16 protein-coding genes are annotated in these 20,733 nt (G+C 67.2%); 6 read left to right on the forward strand and 10 right to left on the reverse strand.

Translation table 11 applies throughout. The annotated features are described in order from the left end of the window. The first annotated feature begins 8 nt into the window (after positions 1–8). Positions 9–2,501, forward strand: coding sequence for a glycoside hydrolase family 2 protein (locus tag ACYX4S_RS15240; protein ID WP_476360813.1), 2,493 nt, complete (start codon positions 9–11; stop codon positions 2,499–2,501). Positions 2,502–2,571: 70 nt separating this feature from the next. Here the strand turns inward: ACYX4S_RS15240 and ACYX4S_RS15245 are convergent, their stop codons facing one another. The 4 genes from ACYX4S_RS15245 to ACYX4S_RS15260 are packed head-to-tail and all read right to left on the reverse strand — an operon-like array spanning position 2,572 to position 8,084. Beyond that, on the reverse strand, positions 2,572–4,398 hold the full coding sequence (locus tag ACYX4S_RS15245; RefSeq protein ID WP_476360814.1) for an alpha/beta fold hydrolase: 1,827 nt from the start codon (positions 4,396–4,398) through the stop codon (positions 2,572–2,574). Beyond that, positions 4,398–5,456 (reverse strand): glycoside hydrolase family 5 protein, encoded by a 1,059-nt coding sequence (locus ACYX4S_RS15250; protein WP_476360815.1) that lies wholly within the window; start codon positions 5,454–5,456, stop codon positions 4,398–4,400. Before ACYX4S_RS15250 ends, ACYX4S_RS15245 begins: the two co-directional genes overlap by 1 nt. Then, a complete protein-coding gene (locus ACYX4S_RS15255) occupies positions 5,443–6,855 on the reverse strand; it encodes a lipopolysaccharide biosynthesis protein (protein WP_476360816.1) in 1,413 nt (470 codons plus the stop codon). The genes ACYX4S_RS15250 and ACYX4S_RS15255 overlap by 14 nt, the downstream gene beginning before the upstream one ends. Then, the gene (locus ACYX4S_RS15260; RefSeq protein WP_476360817.1) at positions 6,852–8,084 is read right to left on the reverse strand and encodes a glycosyltransferase family 4 protein; all 1,233 of its coding nucleotides are present in this window, start codon (positions 8,082–8,084) and stop codon (positions 6,852–6,854) included. Before ACYX4S_RS15260 ends, ACYX4S_RS15255 begins: the two co-directional genes overlap by 4 nt. Positions 8,085–8,466: 382 nt before the next feature. On the opposite strand from ACYX4S_RS15260, the gene ACYX4S_RS15265 reads away from it, so the two are divergent. Both ACYX4S_RS15265 and ACYX4S_RS15270 read left to right on the forward strand, forming a co-directional pair. Then, positions 8,467–9,561, forward strand: a complete 1,095-nt coding sequence (locus tag ACYX4S_RS15265) for a polysaccharide deacetylase family protein (RefSeq protein WP_476360818.1) — start codon at positions 8,467–8,469, stop codon at positions 9,559–9,561. Beyond that, positions 9,558–10,706 carry a glycosyltransferase family 4 protein gene (locus ACYX4S_RS15270; RefSeq protein ID WP_476360819.1) on the forward strand — a complete coding sequence of 383 codons (1,149 nt, stop codon included), beginning with the start codon at positions 9,558–9,560 and terminating at the stop codon, positions 10,704–10,706. Before ACYX4S_RS15265 ends, ACYX4S_RS15270 begins: the two co-directional genes overlap by 4 nt. Here ACYX4S_RS15270 and ACYX4S_RS15275 read toward each other — a convergent pair. Next, the gene (locus tag ACYX4S_RS15275; RefSeq protein ID WP_476360820.1) at positions 10,667–11,869 is read right to left on the reverse strand and encodes a UDP-phosphate alpha N-acetylglucosaminyltransferase; all 1,203 of its coding nucleotides are present in this window, start codon (positions 11,867–11,869) and stop codon (positions 10,667–10,669) included. The two genes, ACYX4S_RS15270 and ACYX4S_RS15275, sit on opposite strands and share 40 nt — an antisense overlap. 76 nt (positions 11,870–11,945) lie before the next feature. Further along, entirely contained in the window at positions 11,946–13,967 is a 2,022-nt protein-coding gene (locus ACYX4S_RS15280) for a GumC family protein (RefSeq protein WP_476360821.1), read from the reverse strand. Between the two features lie 306 nt (positions 13,968–14,273). Between ACYX4S_RS15280 and ACYX4S_RS15285 the strand changes: the two genes are divergently transcribed. Further along, entirely contained in the window at positions 14,274–15,077 is an 804-nt protein-coding gene (locus ACYX4S_RS15285; protein WP_476360822.1) for a WecB/TagA/CpsF family glycosyltransferase, read from the forward strand. Positions 15,078–15,080: 3 nt separating this feature from the next. On the opposite strand, the gene ACYX4S_RS15290 is transcribed toward ACYX4S_RS15285, so the two are convergent. Further along, on the reverse strand, positions 15,081–15,848 hold the full coding sequence (locus ACYX4S_RS15290) for a cobalt-precorrin-6A reductase (protein ID WP_476360823.1): 768 nt from the start codon (positions 15,846–15,848) through the stop codon (positions 15,081–15,083). After that, positions 15,845–16,969, reverse strand: coding sequence for a cobalt-precorrin-5B (C(1))-methyltransferase (locus tag ACYX4S_RS15295; RefSeq protein ID WP_476360824.1), 1,125 nt, complete (start codon positions 16,967–16,969; stop codon positions 15,845–15,847). The genes ACYX4S_RS15290 and ACYX4S_RS15295 overlap by 4 nt, the downstream gene beginning before the upstream one ends. A gap of 148 nt (positions 16,970–17,117) precedes the next feature. Here ACYX4S_RS15295 and cobA point away from each other — a divergent pair, with 148 nt between their 5' ends. Together cobA and ACYX4S_RS15305 are read left to right on the forward strand one after the other, a co-directional pair. Beyond that, complete coding sequence (cobA, locus tag ACYX4S_RS15300; RefSeq protein WP_476360825.1) at positions 17,118–17,996, forward strand: uroporphyrinogen-III C-methyltransferase; 879 nt, start codon at positions 17,118–17,120, stop codon at positions 17,994–17,996. Continuing rightward, a complete protein-coding gene (locus ACYX4S_RS15305) occupies positions 17,993–19,336 on the forward strand; it encodes a cobyrinate a,c-diamide synthase (protein ID WP_476360826.1) in 1,344 nt (447 codons plus the stop codon). The genes cobA and ACYX4S_RS15305 overlap by 4 nt, the downstream gene beginning before the upstream one ends. Positions 19,337–19,373: 37 nt before the next feature. Here the strand turns inward: ACYX4S_RS15305 and ACYX4S_RS15310 are convergent, their stop codons facing one another. Further along, a complete protein-coding gene (locus ACYX4S_RS15310; RefSeq protein WP_476360827.1) occupies positions 19,374–20,006 on the reverse strand; it encodes a class I SAM-dependent DNA methyltransferase in 633 nt (210 codons plus the stop codon). Positions 20,007–20,077: 71 nt separating this feature from the next. Next, positions 20,078–20,704: a class I SAM-dependent DNA methyltransferase gene (locus ACYX4S_RS15315; protein ID WP_476360828.1), complete on the reverse strand. Its 627-nt coding sequence runs from the start codon at positions 20,702–20,704 to the stop codon at positions 20,078–20,080. Positions 20,705–20,733 lie beyond the last annotated feature (29 nt).

Consider the following 20,733-nt stretch of genomic DNA (forward strand, 5'->3'; position numbering starts at 1 on the left):
GGGGTTTCATGATCGACGCGGCGACGCTCGACGGCAGCGCGGACCTTCTTCGCGATGCGGAGTGGGAACTTGCGCTCACGCCGGCCGGCCTTGCCTCGGCCCCGCGCGAGCTATCCGGGGAAACCGGATGGATCGCGGCACAGGTGCCGGGAACGGCGGCCGAGGCACTGGAACGGGCCGGACGCTACGACCGTGACGCACCGCTGCCCCTGCACGATCAGGACGTCTGGTACCGCGCAAGGTTGCCGGTGCCCGCGAACGGGCCTTGCCGTCTTGTCGTCGAAGGCCTCGCCACGATCTGCGAGGCATGGCTCGACAACGAACCCCTTCTCATCTCAAGCAGCATGTACGCCCGCCAGGAGGTCGCCATCGATCTCGAGCGGGCGGAAGAAATCCACCTGTGCTTCCGCGCGCTGCGTCCGCATCTGAAGATGCCTGGCCCACGCGCGCGCTGGAAGACGAAACTCGTGAACGAACCCGGCCTGCGGCTCGTGCGCACCACCTTTCTCGGCCACATGCCGGGATGGTGTCCCGAGGTTCATGCGGTGGGCCCCTGGCGCCCGCTGCATCTTGTCCCCGAAAGCGCCGTGCGTCTGGAAGACCTGAGCGTGACGGCAACGCTCGACGCGGAGGGAACCGGACACCTGACGGTCTGTCTGGTTCCGGGACCGGGCCTTGCTGGGGCAAAAGGTCTCCGCATCACCTGCGCCGGGCACGAGGCGGATCTTTCAAAGGCAGGAGACGAAGACGGGCTCGAGGCCCATCTGACGCTTCCAGGCGTCGCCCCCTGGTGGCCGCACACGCACGGCACGCCCGCCCTTCACGAGGTGCGGCTCGCCGGCGACGGCGTCGACCTTTCCCTGTGCCGGACCGGGTTCCGGCGCATCGAGGTCGATCACGGACCGGACGGCGCGGGGTTTTCGCTGCGCATCAATGGATCGCCGGTGTTCTGTCGCGGGGCCGTGTGGACGAGCGCGGACATCGTCTCGCTTCCCGGCACACGGGACGCCTATGCGCCCTGGCTGACGCTTGCCCGCGATGCCAACATGAACATGCTGCGCATCGGCGGAACCATGGCCCCCGAGGCACGCGCCTTCTTCGAGCTTTGCGACGAACTCGGCCTGCTCGTCTGGCAGGACCTGCCCTTTGCGAACCTCGACTATCCGGCAAGCGATCCGGACTTCGCCGAAGCCGTCCGGCGGGAGACCCGCGAAATCCTGGCAGGAACCTCGTTCTGCCCCTCACTTGCCGTCATCTGCGGCGGCAGCGAGATGCACCAGCAGGGCGCGATGATGGGCCTGCCCGAAAGCCGGTGGAACGGCCCGCTGACGCGGGAGATCCTGCCCGAAGCCGCCGCCTCCGTTCGCCCGGACGTGCCCTATGTTCCAAACTCCCCGTCCGGCGAGGGCCTGCCGTTCCTGCCGGGAAACGGCATCGCGCACTATTACGGCGTCGGCGCATACCGCCGACCGCTGGAGGACGCACGGCGGGCGAATGTCCGGTTTGCCGGCGAATGCCTTGCCTTTTCCAATGTGCCGGAGACCGGAGCCCCGATGGGCCCCGAAGGAGCCCCCTGTCATCATCCGGACTGGAAGCGCGGCGTGCCGCGCGACCGGGATGTCGGATGGGATTTCGAGGACGTGCGCGATCACTACGTGCGCGACCTCTACCGGGTCGACCCGCTCGATCTGCGGTATGGCGATCCTGCGTCCTATCTCGACCACGGCCGGGCGGCCGTCGCGGAGGTGATGGAAGCGACCTTCGCCGAATGGCGGCGGCCCGGCTCTTCCTGCGCGGGGGCCCTGGTGTGGACCTTCCAGGACCTGATGCCGGGCGCCGGCTGGGGCATCGTCTCCTGTGACGGCACGCCGAAGTCGGCGCTTTATGCGCTCAAGCGTGCCTTCGCGCCCTTGCGCGTCTCGACAACGGACGAAGGGACGAACGGCCTTGCCGTGCATGTGGCCAACGACGGGCCCGCTCCGCGCAGGGTGAAGCTCGCGTTGCGCTGCCTGGCACGCAACGGCATGGCCGTCGCCAGCGGAGAGCATGTTCTGGACATGACCCCTCATGACTCGAAAAGCCTTTGGGCAACCGATCTCATCGGCGCGTTCTTCGACGTGACCCATGCCTACAGGTTCGGCCCCGCCTCGCACGACTGCGTGCATGTGGCGATGCTGGACGCGGAAACAGGCGAGCGCCTCGACGAAGCCTTCCATTTCCCGCTCGGGCGCAGCCGGCCGATGTCCCCGGCGGAGCTGTCCGTCACGCCGGAGCGGGACGAGGCGGGTCACACGATCTTGCGAATTGCCGCGGACAGGGTCGCCCAGAGCGTTGCGATCGACGCGCCCGGATACCTTCCGCAAGACAACTGGTTTCACCTGGCGCCCGGCTGCGAACGCCTTGTGCACCTCGTTGCGCGTGAGGAAATGCCCGCAGGCGCGGGCCCGTCGGGAAGCGTGCGGGCGCTCAACGCCGTGTCAAAGGGCTTTTCCGCCGGCTGAAACCACCAACCGCCCTTGGCCAGCCACCCTTGGCCAACTACCTTGTCAGCCGCTCCGCAGGCCGCCGGCGCTACTCGGCCGCCTCGGCGCTGATGCCGTGCGGCGCGGGTCGTGCGATCTGTCGCAGGCGCGCGAATACAGGTTCCCGGTCAGCGGCACGCGTCAGACTGTGGTCCGCGCCGGGAAGCGTCTTCACGTCGACGTTGCGATAGGCGGCCAGTCCGGAACGGGACCTGCCGAAAAACAGGTCGAGCTGGGCGAGCCCCGGATCTCCCTCGCTGTAGAAGAGATCGACGGGAACGCCACGTGCCGCCAGCCCCTCAAGGCCCCGATGCACACGCCGATAGAGCCGCGAGAAGGGAGACAGACCGAAGAGCCAGGGCGCGCTCGCCCGCTCAACGCCACGAAGGCCGCGACGCATGACCTCTCCCAGGATCGCGCCGGCCGCCACCTGCCCAGACAGGAGCCGGCGGAGTTTCCGACGGTCCAGAAGCTTGCACCCGTAGTCGCGCGTCGCGACGTTGCCGAGCCTGAGGATGCGACCGACATCGTCGCGCGCATCCCAGAGAAACCGCTGCAGGTTGATCGCGACGACATGGGCAATGCGGGTGTCGGCCATGGCACCGTTGAGGGCCAGATAGGCGCCGCCACAGGACCCTGCGACGATCACCTGCGACCCCGGCACGAAACGCTGGCACAGGTCCAGCGCGGCGGAGAGTTCCTCCGTCTGCCCCGACCAGTAGTGAACGGTGGAAGGGGCGCCTGAGCGCGCGCGACTGTCTCCAACGTCGGCCAGGTCGAAACGCAGGGAGGCAATGCCCTCCTCGCTTGCAAGCCGGCGCGCCATTTGCGCGGTGCCGCGTGCCCACCCCGCGCGCGGATTGCCGCCCGCCCCCAGGAAGATCACCGGATGCGACACACCGAACCGGGGCGCCCGGGGCGTGCACCATACGCCGACGAGAGCCTCTTCGGGGCCGAAGACGACAAGCTGCTCACGCCATCCGTTCCCCTCCAGAACCGCGACTTCGGAGGGGGAGGAAAGCGCGGGCAGCACCTGGACGCGGCTCTCCTGCTCCCGCAGGACAACCCGGTGCACCAACGCCTCGACGCGGGAGAACGCGTCCTCCGGCGGCAGGGAAAGGGTCGGGTCCGCGACCGCCGCGTCGAAGGCCTCGAACAGGCCGGCCTCGCAGTCGGGACGCCCGGCAAAGGCATCGGCGAAAGCCTCTTCCGCCGCCACGCCCGGACGGGCAAGCGCGAGCACGGGAAGGTCCTGGCGCACCTCTCCGGCGTCGAGTTTCACGCCGCGGATTTCCGCAGCAAGAGGGTCGGAAATCGCAAGACCGGCAACCGCGAGGGCGGCGCCCTCGACCGCAACCGGCGGCGATCCGGTCATGTCGCCGATCATCGCCGCGCGCATCTGCCACTCCCGAAGCGTACTGCGACCACTGACCATGGGGGCGAGAAGCGCAAGGCCGGCCGCCTCGAGCGGGTTTTCAGCCGCCCAGCGCACGGCCAGAAAGGCGCCGATACCGACACCGGCGACAACGACACGCTGCACGCCGGTTTCGGCCATCAGTTCGAGGCACGCGGCGCGAAGCGTCTCCGCAAGGCGGTCGATGCCCGTTACGGCCAGGGCGTCATCGGCGGAATCCCCCGTGCCCGGCTGGTCGTAGCGCACCACGGGAACGCCCTGACCGGCCAGCCTGTCGGCGAGCAGACGCATGGGACGGCGCAGGGACAATGCGTCGTAGCCAAGCGGATCGGCGATCACCACGCCGACCGGTCCGGGATCGCCGGAAGGCCGGTGCAGAAGCGCGAATGTTCCCGCAATCGCCAGAGGACGAAGGGGAGGAAGCGCGCCGGACGATGCGGCAAGAACGGGCTTTCCGGCCATCAGCGTCGCTCCAGCGCCTTGCAGGATTTTTCCTCCGGCCGCGTGCGCGGAATGAAGCGCTCGATCGCGGTGAGCTGGGGCCGGTCCCCGTTCTCGTTCGGCTGAATGGACAGAGGATAGTCGCCCCACCAGTCGCCGGCGGCCCAGATCGACCAGCCAAGCCAGATGTCGGGCCGGGAATTGAGATACCCGACGACGCGGGCAAGCCCGCGATAGCAATCGGGTCGCGCGTATCCGCCGAACTCGCCGAGGAAGGCGCGATTGCCCGTCTCCTCCATCCAGGCGGTAACCCGCTTCAAGGCCTCCATGGCTTCCTCGACCTTGTTGCAGGCCGGTTTGGTGCCGGAGTAGTCGTCATCGAGATACTGGTGAATGTCGAAGCCGAAGTGGTTCATCGGGTCGACGACACCACGCATGACCTCGGCGTTGGAGCCGCCCGGCTGGTCCGCGTACCAGTGCACGGCCGCCGTCCAGATCGTACCTGCGACCAGAACGAAATTGTCCGCACCCGTCTCGCGGATCGCGGCGAGTGCCGCGTTGTTGGCCGGAAGCCAATCCTTGGCGTCGATATAGGCCGGCTCGTTCATGACCAGATAGATCACGTCGTCACGGCCGGCCCAAAGCGGGGCGAGCCGACGCCAGAAATCGGCGAAGGAGGACAGCGGAACCCGCCTGGAACCGACAAGATCGTCGAAGTGCTTGGCGAAGTTGCTCGGGTCCAGCACCACCGTCATGCCGAGGTCGGTGATGGTGTTCACCGTGTCGGTAAGGCGCTTGAGCTCCACGGGATCGAAGGGCGCGTCGAGCTTCGGCTGCAGCCGTTCCCAGCGAAACGGCAGGCGCACCACGTTCATGCCCTTGGAACGCAGGTAGGCGAGCGTCTTCGCGGAGGGATACGTGTAGTCGCGTCCGAAGACACCGGGAATGTTGTAGCCGAACTCGGCCCCCGCCGCGTTGGCGCCACGCAGGCATTCCGCGGCGGCCACGGGCTGGGCAAGGGAGAGGAACGCGGCAAGGGCAAGGGCGCCGCCCCTCAAGACCGGTTCAGGAAGACCCATTTTCCCCACTCCCTCCCGTGGCGGGCACGGGCCGCTCCATGCCCCCCGGTTCGTCGCCGGTCTCGCGGGCACGCTTGTCGTGCCAGCGCAGGGCCAGGAAGGCCGTCGCCGCGCAATCCACCTTCCAGTGACGGATCGTCCAGTACCGCGAGACAAGGTGCAGCGCGAGAAGCTGGCCCAGGCCGGCAATCGCCACGCCTTCGGGACCGAACTGGCTGCCGAGCCCGAACAGCAGGGCCAGGTAGACGACGAAGATCACGCTGCGGATCCTGAGCAGGTAGCCCTCGCCGCCGCCGATCATCATCAGCCACGTGCCGGGACCGAAGAATGCGTGGGCGATCGCGCCGACCGAGAGAAGCACCAGCACCGGAAAGTGTTCGACGAAGGCGTCATCGAACAGATGCAGCACGAAAGGTCCGACGAAGAAGAGGCCGACGCCGCCGATCAGGGCAAGCACGAAACTGCCGGCGGAGAGCATCGCCACAAGGCGCTGTGCGCCATCGTGGTCCTTCTCCTGGAACTTTGCGGAGATGAGCGGGACGCCGACCGTGTCGATCGCCAGAACGGGCAGGATCAGCAGGGAGGCGATGCGGTTGGCGACGAAGTAGAAGGCGGCGATGTCGAGGCCGATCGCGATGCCGATCAGGATCGTCTCGAGATAGAGCGCCGCCGCCTGGAAGAACCCGTTGGCGGAGAAGTTCAGCGTCTCGTTGCGCCAGACCCGTTCCGGAACGTCCTCGCGCGCGCCATGGGAGCGCAGGAAGCCCAGTCCCTCGGCCGCCACGAAGTGCACCGCCTGATAGCCGACCATGATCGCCAGCAGCCCCGCCACGAGTTCCGCCGCCGCCGCACCGCTCGTGACCCAGCCTCCCCAGGCAAGTCCGACAAGTGCCAGCGAACACAGCAGCCGCCACAGGTTCTCGCGCGGCATGAGCGCCAGAACGATGCGCCCGAACACGAGGAAATATCCCTGAAGATACTCGCTGAGCGTGAAGATCGCACCGAAAACGAGCGCGATCTCCAAATGGTCGTAGGGGGCCGGAAGCCCCTCGCCGAAGGTCCAGAGGAGCGCTGCCGCCAGAAGCTGTCCACCGCAGCCAAGCAGCAGCCAGAGACTGTTGTAGAATAGGATCCCCTGATTGGTGCGGCCGGGTTCGTGGTTCTGCAGGCGGAAGTGCTTCACCAGAAGCACCTGCTGGCCGAAGACGCAGATCAGGCCGAGAGAGGACCCGACCGAGAACAGAAAGATGTAGAGGCCGTATTCGTCCGTCTCCAGCGCATGGCTGGCGGCGAAAAGCAGCGCAAAACTCAGAATCGTGCTGCTGCCGCGACTGAGAAGCGACCAGAACAGCTTGCGGAATCCGCGACCGGCCACGATGGTCCGGATGCGTTCGATCATGATGCCAGTCCTTCGCGCGCTCCGCTGCCGCGCCGGGCGGATGCCTGGTTCACGGCGAGCCGGAGGAGCTCGGTGTATTGGGAGGCCACCCTGTCCCACCGATAGGCATCGGTCGAGGCAAGTGCCCCGCGTGACAGGGTTTCGTAGAGCACCTGGTCCCCGGCGACCCGGGTGATGCATTCGGCAAGCGCCGCGTCATCGGCGACGGGGAACAGGAAGCCGTTATCGCCCGGCCGTATCGTCTCGGCAATGCCTCCAAGATCGGAGCCGACCACGGGCACGCCGTGTCCGAAAGCCTCGATCGCGACGCGGCCGAAAGCCTCGCGACCGACCGAGGGAAAGACGAGCAGGTCGATCTGCGGAAAGAACTCCTCCGGCTGGCTCCAGCCAAGGAACCGGGTACGCTCGCGCGGGAAGTCCTGCCGCTGGATGTCCTCCTCGCCGGGCTTGCCGGTTCCGGCGATGACATATTCCACCGACGGATCGCCCTCGAGACGCCGCGCGGCACGGCCCAGGACGTCCAGTCCCTTGAACGGACGGTGCACCCCGATAAAGCCGATGCGGAAAGGCCGGCCCTGCGGCATGGAGCGCGGCGCGGAGGCAATCTCGCCGTCGATCACGCCGGGAATGCAGCGTGTCGCCGCCTGGGGGAAATATCCCTCGTCCACGTGTCGCTCGATCACGCCCTGCGTCTCGCCGCAGACCGCGTCCACATAGCGCGAGAAGAAGCGCTTGCCGAGCGAGGAGACCATGCAACTCACGCAGCGCGGGTCGCAGTTGCGGCCGTTCTTCTGCATCACGCTGCGCCAGCACAGCAGGAAGGCATTGCGCAGGGTATGCGCCACGGGAACGCCCATGGACCGCGCCGCCGCCCATGAAGCGACGTTGATGTTCTCGATGCTGTCGGTCAGCAGCACGTCGGGGCGATATTCGGCGATTTCGCGACGCATGGCGGCATGGGCGCGCGGATTGCCGTTCTCGAGGATGTGCCAGATCCCCTTCTTCCACACGGGACGGCCCGGCTTCCAGTAGTTCCAGTCGATGTTGAGCGTTGGAACGCGGTGCACCTCGAGCCCCTCATAGGTCTCGCGAACGTCCTCGTCCCCCACCGTCATGATACGCAACTCGTGCCCCTCTCCCACGAGCATCCGCGCGACGAGAAGCGCGGAAACGGGCGCGCCGCCTTCGAAATGTGGAGGAAAGGCCCCGCAGGCCATGAGAATGCGCATCAGTCGGAACGGATCCCTTGTCCGAGGTCGGCCCTGCAGGGCACACCGGAGTGTCACGGGTCAGGTCGCGCCAGCCCCACTTCCGGTATCTCGCCCAGCAATCAAAACCCTAGGGTGTGAATGTTAATTCGCAGTATTTGAACAATGCCCATGACGCGAACGCCCCCGAAAAGCAACAGGATCGGTGAACAGGGTCTTGATGCGATACACTCGGGCGGCCCGGACCGGCCCCGTTTCGCGCCGCCTTCGGGTATGGGCGTCATCTGGCAACCTGACGTTCATAAGCAGCGGATAAGACTTGGCAGGCGCGGCCGCTACGGATCCGCGCGGCAACTCTGGAGACGCAGGGGCCGACAGGCAGGAAACGGGGCGGGAAAAGAACTTGGCGGATCTTACCGAAGGCAGAGATATTCATCCCGGCCCCACGGTGCGCGAGCGCATCAGATCCCTCGTGCTCTCTACGGGCCTCAGGACGCTGAACTGGACCGGGCTCTCGCGCCTTGTCGGACGGCGCTATCGCGGCCGCGGCACCATCCTCATGTTTCACGATTTCGTGAAAAGCCGGGAGGGTACGCTCGACCAGGGCTGCGAGATCTCCGTGCTCGACACGCTGCTTGCCCGCCTGCGCGCGGAGGGGCGCGACATCGTCACACTCGACGAGGGACTGACGCGACTTTCGGGAGACAACCCGCGTCCCTTCGTGGTCCTCACCTTCGACGATGGCTACCGCTCCAATCGCGATCTCGCCTTGCCCGTCCTCGAACGCCACGAGGCGCCTGCGACGATCTATGTTCCCACCGGCTCGATGGACGGTTCGCTCAATGCGTGGTGGCTGGGTCTTCTCGCGCTTTTCCGCGACCGCGAGGCGGTCGACTTCGAGCCGATGAACACCCGTTTCCAGTGCCCCGACACCGCCTCGAAGATCTGGGGCCTGCGCCGCGCGACGGCCTGGGTCTGGCAGAATTTCCGGCGCTCGGAGCAACTCGGGCCGTTGTTCGCCGCAAACGACGTCTGTGTGCCGGACCTGGTGCGGGACACGTTCCTGCGTGCCGACGAGGTGCGCGAGCTCGACAAGCATCCGCTGGTGTCGATCGGGGCCCATACCCGCACCCACCGGGCGCTGGGCCTGCTGAAGCGCGAGGACGCGGTGGCGGACATCGCCGGAAACAAGGCCGATCTCGAGACCCTGCTCCAGCGCGAGGTGCCGCATTTCGCCTATCCCTACGGCCCGCCCTCGATCACCGGCACGCGCGAGGCGAAGTGGCTCGCCGAAATCGGGTTCGCCAGCGCGGTCACGACGACACCCGGCTGCCTGTTTCCAGGACACCGCAAGTCGCCGATGCTGCTCCCGCGCCAGAATGCGGAATCCCCCGAGGACGGCCACCATCTCGCCCTGTGCGGCGTCGAGGGCGTGATCCGGGCTCTTTCGGCACGTGGCGGTGATCCGGTCGCGCGTCCCGGAGGCTTGCACGCATGAAGGACATCTCCTCCCTCCATCTCGTGCATGTCGTACGGCAGTACCGGCCGAGCATCGGCGGGCTCGAGGATTTCGTGGCAAGCCTTGCCGCACGCCAGCGCGACCGTTTCGCGCGGGTGACCGTCGTCACGTGCGACCGCGTCTTTCGTGGCGGGGACGGCACGCGTCTTCCGGCCCGCGAAACCATCGAGGGAATCGAGGTCGTGCGCCTGCCCTCGCATCTCTCGACCCGCTATCCGGTCACGCCCGGCGTCTTCTCCGCGATCCGGGGAGCGGATCTGGTCCATGTCCACGCCATAGACTTCTTCTTCGACGCACTGGCCCTCGCCCGTCCGTTTCAGGGCATCCCGCTTGTTGCCACGACCCACGGCGGGTTCTTTCACAGCGGCAATGCCGGCGGATTGAAGACGCTCTGGTTCAACACCCTGACCCGCCTTTCGGCCATGGCCTATCGGGGGCTGGCCTGCTGCAGCCAGAGCGACTACGAGCGCTTCGCGACCATCGCGCCCGGAACCGTGCGCCTGATCGAGAACGGCGTGGATCTGGAGAAACTCGGCGATGCGGGCTCGCGCAAGCCGACCCGCTCCATCGTCACAATCGGCCGGCTCTCGACCAACAAGCGGATAGACCGGTTGATCGACGCCATGGCCGAACTGGCCCCGCGTCATCCGGACTGGCGTCTCGACATCATCGGAACACCCTTCGACTGGAGCGCGCAGGACGTGCGCGCGATGATCGCCCGACATGGGCTCGAGGGCCGTGTCGCCCTTCATGTCGGGCCGAGCGACGCGGACATGCGCGCACTGCTGGGTCAGGCCAGCCTGTTCGCCAGCGCCTCGGTCTACGAAGGCTTCGGCATTGCCCTGATCGAGGCCATGAGCGCCGGACTTGTTCCGGTGGTGGAGGCGAACGCCGCCTTCATGGCCTTCGCCGCACGTCATGAGGGGATCCGGCTCACGGGGTATTCGGACGCGGTCGTGGCGGCGGATGCACTCGAGGCCGCCCATGCGGGCCTGCAACGCGCACCGGAGGCCACGCGGGAGGCAATGATGGTCGTCGCGGCCGGCTATTCGTGGGACAGCACGGCGAAGCGCTACGAGGATTTCTACAGCGGGGCACTCAGCCGCGAGGCCGCGCCGCGATAGGTGCCGCGAACGGAAAAGCCCGCCCACACGTCCACAGCGCCCGCACAGAACCACAGGATCGCCGCCGTCTTGATCGAGTAGAACGAGCTCGAGACGATCATCAGCAGGCAGATGTAGGTAACCAGCGGGGCGCGAAACCGCCAGGCATCCTGCGAGCGCACGGGACCGAAGATATAAAGCCCCCACAGCGCGCCGGCTCCGAGAATGCCGAACTGGTGCAGCGAATAGGCGTATCCGTTGTCCTCGAGGAACGGCGTTACCGGTGACATTCCGAACAGCCCCCATCCGTCGAGGCTGAGCAGGATCCACGATGCGTGCAGCCAGCGGCCGGCAAGGTTGTCTTCCCAGTACACCGCGTTGGTCGACAGGCCGTAGATCGCCATCGCGACGGTGATCAACGCCGGGATCAGGAACCAGACCACACGGGGGATCAGACGGGAAAAGGGGAGCACGGCCACGAGCGCGAAACACACCATCATCCCGAACCGGGCATCGCCCATGATGATGACCACGACAGCGGCCGCAGCCAGCCAGAGCCGGTGGGACATGTCCTTGCGAAACATCGCCCACAGCGCGAGGAACGCGCCGAAGTTGCCCATCGCCACGGGCTCCAGGAAGACCGAGGAGACACGATGCGGCCCGAGGAAGGGGAGCAGGTTGCGGCCCTGGAAGCGTGTGCCGCTGATGAACAGGGAGGAATCGCCCATGCCCTTGTCGCCCACGTCGAGCGAACCTCGCGCAATGTAGTATTTCAGCACGTTGACGTTGGCTATGAAGGCGTCGAGCAGGAAATACTCGAACAGTCCGATCATCACGACGATGCCGGCGCAGACGAGCACGATCCGGTCCACATCCTCGATGCGACGCATCTTGCGGCCGAGAAAATAGAAGGCGATCGGGATCAGTCCGTCACGGATCGCCTTGAGGTCCAGCTCGGGGCGCAGCGACAGGATCAACAGCATGTAGGCGAGATAGACCGCCAGAAGCGTGTAGAGCCCGGCACGTCTGTCCACCGCCAGCACAAGCGTTGCCGAGATCAGCACCAGTTCCGCGAGCATCACAAGGTTCTGCGACACGCCGAAAAGGCGGGTGTTCACGAAGGCAAGCAGGAAGTTGAAGACCACGGTGCCGACGACGACCATACCCGCGGCCAGCGTCCACATGTGATGGACATCCGGACGACGAACGGCCGTGGGGCGCGAGGAGGGAAGCCGGCTCGCTGCCGGGCGCGCCAGTGGGTCAGGCTGCCAGCGCGACATTTCCGAGCATCCGGTCTTCCCAGGGCTTCAGGATGGCAAGCGTGCGATCAAGATCGCTGCGCGCCGTACCGCCCACGCTGGACACCAGGAGGATCGCGTCGGCCGCTCCGAGCAGCGTCGGCAGATACGGGTTGGCGGTGGCCGAGCCGCCGTCGATCACGAGAAACTCCTGATCGGTCGCGGAGAACGGATCCACGCCGCGCTCCCCCGCCCCGCCATCGAGGCGTTCGACCGTGAAGGGTCCTGCATCGGTGGCAGCCGGTGCGGGTGCGGGAGCGATCGCGGCCTCGCGCCGGCGGCTCGACAAGCGCGTGCGGGCGGGCGGCATTGCCTCGGGAGCCTGCGCTTCCGGCATCCGACCATTGCCGCCGTCGACGGGATGAGCCAGAAGCACGTCTTCGCCCATGTCGTAGAGGCTGGCCGCGATGGCGCGCACCAGCGGCGAGATCTCGAGCTTCTCGTCCACCGAGAGCACGAGAACATGCGCGGGGCGCTCATGCTCGAAGGCATGGCGCAAGGCATAGGCAATGCGCATCACCGCCATCTGGCGTTCGGCGGCGGTGGGGTCCGCACCCCCTCGTCCAGCGATACGGCGCGGCGGCGCACTGACGCTGGCGATCAGCGGAACGCCGGTCACATCGACAAGCTCGCGCTCCGACCCCAGACGGCCGTTCAGGATCTCGAATCCGACACTGCCGCCGGCTGCGGCGATCACGCCGAAAATGGCGGCCGCGATCACCACGATCGCACCCGAGGGGCCCGTGGGACGAAGCGGAGCGACGGCGGCGGAAATGACACGCGAATTGCTCGTGTCGATCTCGCGCTGCTCGTCGAGTTCCTTCGCCCGCGAGAGGAACGAGCGGTAGACCGTGTTCAGGGATTCCGCCTCGCTCTCGAGCTGGCGCAGCCGGATCTGGGCCTTGCTCTGGTCGACGGAGTTGGACGACACGCGGGCAAGCTCGGCCTCCAGCGCGGCCACATTGGCCTCCGCACGCTGACGGCTCGCCTCCACCGACCGGCGCACGCGGTTCAGTTCCGCCTCGATAAGGCCGCGCGTGTTGGCAAGCTGGGAGCGCAATTCGCGAAGCTGGGGATGGTTGGCCCCAAGCGTGGTCGCGGCCTGTGACTCCCGCTCGGCGATGCGGGCGTATTGCACGCGCAGGGAGCCGAGCGTCGAGGTCTGCAGGTTGGCGGGGAGCGCGCCGGCCTCGATCGCGGAGGCGGTCAGTCCCTCGAGGAGTTCCGCATTGGCTTTCGCTCCCTCAAGCTCGACCCTCGCCTGGGTAAGCTGGGTGTTGATGTCCTGAAGGCTCTGGCTCACCACCAGCCCCCGGTCCCCGGTGCTGATCAGGCCGTTTTCCGCGCGGAACGTCTCGACCGCCGCTTCCGCCGCCTCGACGCGCTTGCGCAGGCTGTCGGCCTGGGCCTGCAACTCGACGCTGGCGCGCAAGGTGGCGTCCGAGCGCAGTGTTCTCTGCTCCTCGAGATAGGCCCTAGCCGCCTCGTTGGCGATCTCGGCCGCCTTGAAGCGGTCCGAATGCGTCATGGAAATATTGAAGATGAAGGCATTCTCGACGCGCGCTACCTTCAGGTTCTTGCGCAGGCTGTCGATGGTCGCCGAGCGGCGGTCCTCGGGGCTGAGTTCCACCTTGCCCCCGCCAAGCAGGCTCGAGATCAGACCGCCCGACGTCGGCCGGATAAACGGGTCGCTCTCCAGATCGAGCTTGTCGATGACTTCATCCAGGACCGAGTTGGACAGGATCACATAGGCCTGGCTGTCGATGGCCAGCCGCTGCACGCCATCGGTTCCCCCACGCTGGACGATGTCGTTGCCGACAATCTGCAAATTCTGCGGTTCGATCAAAAGCTCGGCCGTGGCGGTGTATGTCGGCGTGCGCAGGAGCGCGTAGACGACGGCCAGCGCGACGCAAATTACAGGCACGATGACGAGCCAGGCGAACCGCTTTCTCAGGATGCCGGGTATCTGGTAGACGTCGATCATCGGCGCAATCCGAACCTTTATCCGCCGCGCCCGAAATCGCGCGTGCCCGGGCCCGCCGCATGGCAGGCCCTTCGATCATGTACGCAAGAGTGCCGGAATCATGGTTAAGAAACTCCCAAGCCCTTGCGCGACCATGCGGGAAACGCTCCGGCAACAGGGGAATTTGCGGCGTCCGGACTTGCGGACAAGGGCCGGGCGGTCGATTGTTGCCGCCATATGCAACCAACCGACCACAGGGAACCCACAGCGCACGATGATCCGCAGCGCCACCCTACAGCCCGACGCACCGCTTTTCGGAAGCCCCGCATGAGCGAGGTTCCGCACGGCAGCGCGGACAGCCATCCGATTGCCGCCGAAGTGCAGGCGCCGGACGTGGTCGCCATCGGCCCGGTGCGCATCGTCCGCCTGTCGCGGGATGCGGCCATCCAGCGCCTTCTCGAGACCATCGCGACGCGCCGCCGCGAACGGGTCGCCTTTGCCAACGCGCACGGCATCCTGCTTGCCATGGACGAGCCGGTTTTCGCGGACACGCTGTCACGGTTCCTCGTTCTCAACGATGGCATCGGAGCCGAGATCGGGGCGCGCGTGCTCGCCGGGAAAGGGTTTCCCGACAATCTCAACGGGACGGACTTCATACCCGCGCTTCTCGACAAGGCCCCTGCGGGAACGCGTCTCTACCTGCTCGGCGCGAAGCCGGAGATCGTCGAACGCGCGGCGGACCGCTTCGCCGCCAATCATGCGAACATCGACGTCTGCGGTTGGCACGACGGGTATTTCGCGGACAAGGACGAGTTGGCAGTCGCGGCCGGAATCAATGCCGCACGACCCGACATCCTGCTTGTTGCCATGGGCAATCCGAAGCAGGAGTTCCTGATCGACAGGCTCTTCGACCATCTGGACGTCCCGCTCGCCATCGGTGTCGGCGCCCTGTTCGACTTCACGGCGGGTGAGGTCGTGCGCGCGCCCTCCCTCCTGCGCCGGACCGGACTCGAATGGGTGTTCCGCTTCCTGCAGGAGCCGCGCCGGCTCGGCAAGCGCTACACCTCCGGCGTGATCCGCTACCTCTGGAAGATTGCACTTCTCAAGCTTCGGGGGCGCGGCGGCGCCTGAGCCTCACCGGGCGGACAGACTTTCAAGCCAGTCGAGAACTCCGTCCACTTCGGGGACGGAATGAACCTCCAGAGCCGGCGGACGACGCAGGAGGATCACCGGAAGGCCCAGCCTTCGGGCCGCGATCAGTTTCGCTTCGCCCCACGGACCTCCACTGTTCTTGGCAACCACATGTGTGGCCCCGTGTTCGCTCAGCAAGGCGACCTCGGCGTCCGCGTCCCGCGCCGGGCGTGCGAGCACAAGCCTTCCCCTGGGCAACCGTTCCTCCTCGCCGGGCGGATCGATCATGCGCATCAGGCAGTCGAGATCGGACCGGCTCGCAAAACGCGCGATCTCCTTGCGCCCGATTGCGAGAAACGGTCGCGCGCCAGGTGGAAGCGCCGCCACCGCCTCACCCAGATCGTCGACCTCCTGCCACCTGTCCGCCGGACCCGCGCGCCAGGCCGGACGCTCCAGGCGCACGAGCGGCGTGGCCGTGGCGCGGGCGGCTTCGGCCGCGTTCCGGGAAATGCCGGTAGCAAAGGGATGGGTCGCGTCGACCAGCGCACCGACGGCATTGTCCCTGAGCCAGCCGGACAGGCCCTCGACGCCTCCGAACCCGCCCGAACGCACGGGGAGCGGATAGGCGTCGGGCCTCTCGACGGCACCGGCGAGCGACACGCTCGCTGAAAAGCGCGTGTCCGTGACAAGCCGGGCGGCAAGCGCGCGCGCATCCCCCGTGCCACCCAGCACCAGAACCTTGAGCGGCGCGGTGTCCTCCGGCTGCGTCATGGGGCCGCCCCGTCGCCCTCGAAGGGGAGCTCGGCAACGAGCTGTCCCTTGCGGTCCACGAGAAGCACTTCGACGCGAACCGGCGCCCCCCTGAGAATCTCGAGAATGCGCCCACGCGCGGCACGGGCCACCAGCGCAGCAACGTCGATCCCCTCGCCCGCCGCACGGTCCAGAACCTCCTTGGCGGTGTTCGCCTGTCGCGCTTCCTCCACCAGGAGAGGCGGTGCGCCCGCCTCGTGCATGAGCCCGGCAAGCGCATCGAAATCAACCTGGCTGCGGGCGGAATGCAGGTCCATCGCGCCCTGGGCCAGCTTGACGAATTTGGCGAAGCCGCCTGCCATGGTCAGGCGCGGAACGGGATGGGCGCGCAGATACTTGAGCAGCCCGCCGGCGAAGTCGCCCATGTCGAGACAGGCCATCTCGGGAAGATCGGGGTGGCGGGCACGTGCGGCGGCTTCGGAGGTCGACCCGGTCGCGCCGATGACATGCTCCAGCCCGGCGGCCCGCGCCACATCGACCCCGCGATGGATCGAGGCGATCCACGCCGCGCAGGAAAAGGGACGTACGATGCCGGTGGTTCCGAGGACCGAAAGGCCGCCGACGATACCCAGGCGCGGGTTCATGGTGCGTTTCGCGATCTCCTCGCCACCGGGGATCGAAACCTCCACCTCGAAGTCGGCCGGAACGCCGGCCATCGCCGCGACTTCGGCAAGCACCTGCGCAATCATGCTGCGCGGCACCGGGTTGATGGCCGGCTCGCCCGGATCGATCGGAAGCCCTGCGCGGGTCACTGTTCCCACCCCCTCACCGGCGCGATAGGCGATCCCGGAACCAGGCTCCCCCTTGCGCACGGTCGAGATCACGAGTGCGCCATGGGTCACGTCGGGATCGTCGCCCGCGTCCTTGACGATGCCGGCAAGGGCGAACGCCCCCCTTTCGTCCTCACCGACCTCCTCGCGGGAGAGCGCAAAGGCCGGCTCCTCGCCCTTCGGCAGCACGATGGTCACGGGATCGGGAAACCGCCCTGCCAAAAGCGCGGTACAGGCCGCCTTCGCGGCGGCCGTGGCGCAGGCACCCGTGGTCCAGCCACGGCGCAGGGGCTTCGGGTCGATCTCGCTCATGCGGCGGACTATAGGCCCGCCGCGGGAATGCGTCACGCGCGCAGCGGCCCAGGTGCCGGCTCCGGGTGAAAGGGTCGCAAAACAGGTGTTCGCAGGCGGTTCTGCGACCTTGGCGCGGCGATCAAGGCCCCCTAATATCGGCAGCCTGATGAGCGATACGACGACACGCGCGCTGGAGCGCCCCGACCCTTCCCATCTCAGGCTGCCCGTTTTCGAGGCCGGCACGGTCTGGCTCGCGGGCGCGGGCCCCGGCGATCCGGGGCTGATGACACTGCATCTTCTCAACGGGCTGCAGCAGGCGGACGTGATCGTCTACGACGCGCTTGTCGACACATCGATCCTGAAGCTCGCGCGGGCCGACGCGGCAGTCGAATACGCCGGCAAGCGCGGCGGCAAGCCGAGCCCCAAGCAGCGCGACATTTCGCTCCGGCTGATCGAGCACGCGCGCGAGGGCAAACGCGTGCTTCGCCTCAAGGGCGGCGACCCCTTCGTGTTCGGACGGGGCGGCGAGGAAGCGCTCACATTGGTCGGTGCCGGCATTTCGTTCCGCATCATTCCCGGCATCACGGCCGGCATCGGCGGACTGGCCTACGCCGGCATTCCCGCCACCCATCGCGACACCAATCAGGCGGTCACCTTCCTGACCGGCCACGACCAGACGGGCCTTGCCCCCTCCGCAATCGACTGGGCCGGCATTGCAAGCGGCTCCCCGGTGATCGTCATGTACATGGCGATGAAGCATCTTGCCCAGATCACGGGCGAACTCATGGCGGCCGGACGCGCCGCCTCGGAGCCGGTCGCCATCGTCTGCAACGCCTCGCTCGCCAGCCAGAGCGTCTTGGAAACCACGCTCGGCGAGGCGGCGAATGCTGCCCGCGAAGCCGCCCTTGAACCGCCCGCGGTCGTCTGTGTCGGCGAGGTGGTGCGCCTGCGCGCCGGGCTCGACTGGCTGGGCGCGCTGGCCGGACGCGCGCTCGACGCGGACCCGCTCGGCCTGCGCAGGGAAACCGAGGCCGGCTCGGCGTGAGCCTTCCCGCCTCCTCGCATTCGCACGCCTCCCGCGCGCCCGGCCTCGTGATCGCGGCCCCCGCGTCCGGAAGCGGCAAGACGGTCATCACGCTCGCACTGCTGCGCGCCTTCGCCCGCGCCGGGCTTGCCGTTGCCAGCGCCAAGGCAGGACCGGACTACATCGACCCGGCCTTTCACGCGGCGGCCAGCGGACGGGAGAGCGTCAACCTCGATGCCCACGCCATGCGTGGCGCGCTGGTCGACACACTGGCGGGCGACCAGGCGGCGGGCTGCGACCTGCTGCTTGTCGAGGGGGTCATGGGTCTCTTCGACGGCGCGGCGGACGGATCCGGCTCGACTGCCGACCTCGCCGCCCGCCTCGGGCTTCCTGTGGTGCTTGTCGTCGACGCGGCCAGACAATCTCACTCGGTCGCGGCGCTGGTACGCGGCTTTCGCGACCATCGCGACGACGTCCATATCGCCGGTGTGATCCTCAACCGCGTGGGAAGCGAGCGCCACGCCGCGATGCTGTCCGGCGCACTCGCAGGCGTCGGAATGCCTGTGCTCGGCGCCGTCCCACGCGACGCTGCCCTTGCCCTTCCCGAGCGCCATCTGGGCCTGGTCCAGGCCGGGGAGCGCGACGACCTCGACGCGTTTCTCGACAGCGCCGCCACACGCATCGCCGCCTCCTGCGACCTCGTGGCCCTGCGCAAGGTCGCGGGAGAACTGGCGGTTCCGGACAGGGCTTCCGATGCCCCTTCGCCGAAACGGCTTGAACCTTTCGGCCAGCGGATCGCGGTTGCCCGCGACGTGGCATTCGCCTTCGCCTATCCCCATCTCCTGTCAGGCTGGCGACGAGCCGGCGCGGAACTTTCGTTCTTTTCGCCACTGGCCGATGAGTCCCCCTGCGAAGAGGCCGACGCGGTTTACCTGCCCGGCGGCTACCCCGAGCTACATGCCGCCCGGCTGGCAGCCACCGCAACCTTCCAACAGGGCATGGCATCGGCCGTGCAACGCGGAGCCCTGATCTATGGCGAGTGCGGCGGCTACATGACCCTGGGCGACGTTCTGGTGGACGCCGAAGGGATACATCACAGGATGCTCGGCCTGCTGCCGCTGACCACCAGCTTTGCAAGCCGTCGCCGACATCTGGGATACCGACACCTCGACGGGCTTTTGGGCGCGCCATTCGCCGGCGGCTTTTCCGCACACGAATGGCACTACGCCTCCATCCTGCACGAGGGGGCGGCGGAGCGGCTGTTCCAGGCACGCGACGCGACCGGCGCGGACCTCGGCGCGCTCGGGCTCAGGGCCGGCACGGTCATGGGGTCCTTCTGCCATCTGATCGATATCGCATAAGGCGGACGGACGGGCATGACCCGTCCGTTGTCGCAACTCAGGCCGCTTCCAGCAGGCAGAGCTTGCAGGTGTAGCCTTCCTTCTCGTGGTAGGGCGCATCGTTGATCGCACGCAACCGGATCAGTCCGTGGCGCTCCATCTCCGCCAGATGTGCCGCATAGCGGTCGGGCTCCCACACCTTCTCGTGCACGGTCACGACAAGCGGCGCGCCGGGACGTGCCACGCGGGCGAGTTCGTCGATCGCCTCGGGCCCGACGTGACCGCTGGTGAACACTCCGACGCTGACGACACCGTCATAGCTGTTGTCGGGAAGATCGAGCGCCGCGGTCATGTCCGCCTCGGCAAGGCTCCGGTAGACCTTCTTGCGCGCGGCTTCCTCCAGCATGCCGGGCGAAAGGTCGATGCCGTCGATCTCGGCCTCCGTGCGGCGCGCGATCTCGGCTCCGACAAGGCCCGTGCCACATCCGGCATCGAGAATGCGGGCTTCGGCGGTTTCACCCTCCAACGCCTCGCTCAGCGCGCGCGCCGCGAGAACCGGCGCGACATACCCCATGCCGTCGAGCGTATCCGCGTCGTAGCTCGCCGCCCAGTCGGCATACAGGTCGCGAATGCGGCCGGCATCTCCATCAAGGGCATAGGCGCGCTTGAGAAGCGGATTGTCCGATTCCATGACGGGTCTCTCCTTTTCTGGCTTGCGCCATACCCTAGGCAGAGACCCGTCAGGATGCAAACCGACGCCCGTCAGGCGGCCGCGAGAACGCAGAGCTGGCAGAAGACACCGGTTTTCAGCAGATAGGGCTCGCGCCGGCTTTCCTCCACGCGCAGGCGCCCCTGCCGCTCAAGCAGGTCGACATGAGCGCTGAACCCCTCTCCCTCCCAGGCGGTGTCGCGAATGGCCAGGACGATGGGGGCGCCGGGACGGGCAACACGCACCAGTTCGTCCATCCGCTCCGGCCCCACATGTCCGGTGGTGAAGACGCCGGAGCTGACGATGCCGTCGTAGGTGTCGTCATCCGCGTCCAGCGGATGGTTCATGTCGCCAAGGACGAGAGAGCGATACGCCTGCGTCTCCTCCGCCTCGTCGAGCATGCCGCGAGTCAGGTCGATCCCGTCGATCCGCAGCGCCGGCCGGCGTTGTTTCAGCTCCACGGCAACAAGTCCGGTGCCGCAGCCCACGTCGAGGATTTCCGCCTCCGGACCGACCCGCGCCGCCACCGCCTTCGCCGTCAGGACATGGCCGGTATAGCCGATCCCCTCGACGACATCCCGGGCATAGGTGGATGCCCAGTCCTCGTAGAATTCCAGGATCTTGTGCCTGTCGCCATCCAGGTTGACGATACGCTCGAGCTGCGCCTCTTCATGCGACATGGTCTTTCCTCCTCCGGTTTGTACGGGAG

It is taken from the genome of Stappia sp. ABD4_338, from assembly GCF_056312175.1.

Excerpts from the sequence above, each read along its gene's own strand:
- ACYX4S_RS15240 (WP_476360813.1), top strand. The coding sequence starts at position 9 with ATGATCGACGCGGCGACGCTCGACGGCAGCGCGGACCTTCTTCGCGAT.
- ACYX4S_RS15245 (WP_476360814.1), bottom strand. The coding sequence starts at position 4,398 with ATGGCCGGAAAGCCCGTTCTTGCCGCATCGTCCGGCGCGCTTCCTCCC.
- ACYX4S_RS15250 (WP_476360815.1), bottom strand. The coding sequence starts at position 5,456 with ATGGGTCTTCCTGAACCGGTCTTGAGGGGCGGCGCCCTTGCCCTTGCC.
- ACYX4S_RS15255 (WP_476360816.1), bottom strand. The coding sequence starts at position 6,855 with ATGATCGAACGCATCCGGACCATCGTGGCCGGTCGCGGATTCCGCAAG.
- ACYX4S_RS15260 (WP_476360817.1), bottom strand. The coding sequence starts at position 8,084 with ATGCGCATTCTCATGGCCTGCGGGGCCTTTCCTCCACATTTCGAAGGC.
- ACYX4S_RS15270 (WP_476360819.1), top strand. The coding sequence starts at position 9,558 with ATGAAGGACATCTCCTCCCTCCATCTCGTGCATGTCGTACGGCAGTAC.
- ACYX4S_RS15275 (WP_476360820.1), bottom strand. The coding sequence starts at position 11,869 with ATGTGGACGCTGGCCGCGGGTATGGTCGTCGTCGGCACCGTGGTCTTC.
- ACYX4S_RS15280 (WP_476360821.1), bottom strand. The coding sequence starts at position 13,967 with ATGATCGACGTCTACCAGATACCCGGCATCCTGAGAAAGCGGTTCGCC.
- ACYX4S_RS15285 (WP_476360822.1), top strand. The coding sequence starts at position 14,274 with ATGAGCGAGGTTCCGCACGGCAGCGCGGACAGCCATCCGATTGCCGCC.
- ACYX4S_RS15290 (WP_476360823.1), bottom strand. The coding sequence starts at position 15,848 with ATGACGCAGCCGGAGGACACCGCGCCGCTCAAGGTTCTGGTGCTGGGT.
- ACYX4S_RS15295 (WP_476360824.1), bottom strand. The coding sequence starts at position 16,969 with ATGAGCGAGATCGACCCGAAGCCCCTGCGCCGTGGCTGGACCACGGGT.
- cobA (WP_476360825.1), top strand. The coding sequence starts at position 17,118 with ATGAGCGATACGACGACACGCGCGCTGGAGCGCCCCGACCCTTCCCAT.
- ACYX4S_RS15310 (WP_476360827.1), bottom strand. The coding sequence starts at position 20,006 with ATGGAATCGGACAATCCGCTTCTCAAGCGCGCCTATGCCCTTGATGGA.
- ACYX4S_RS15315 (WP_476360828.1), bottom strand. The coding sequence starts at position 20,704 with ATGTCGCATGAAGAGGCGCAGCTCGAGCGTATCGTCAACCTGGATGGC.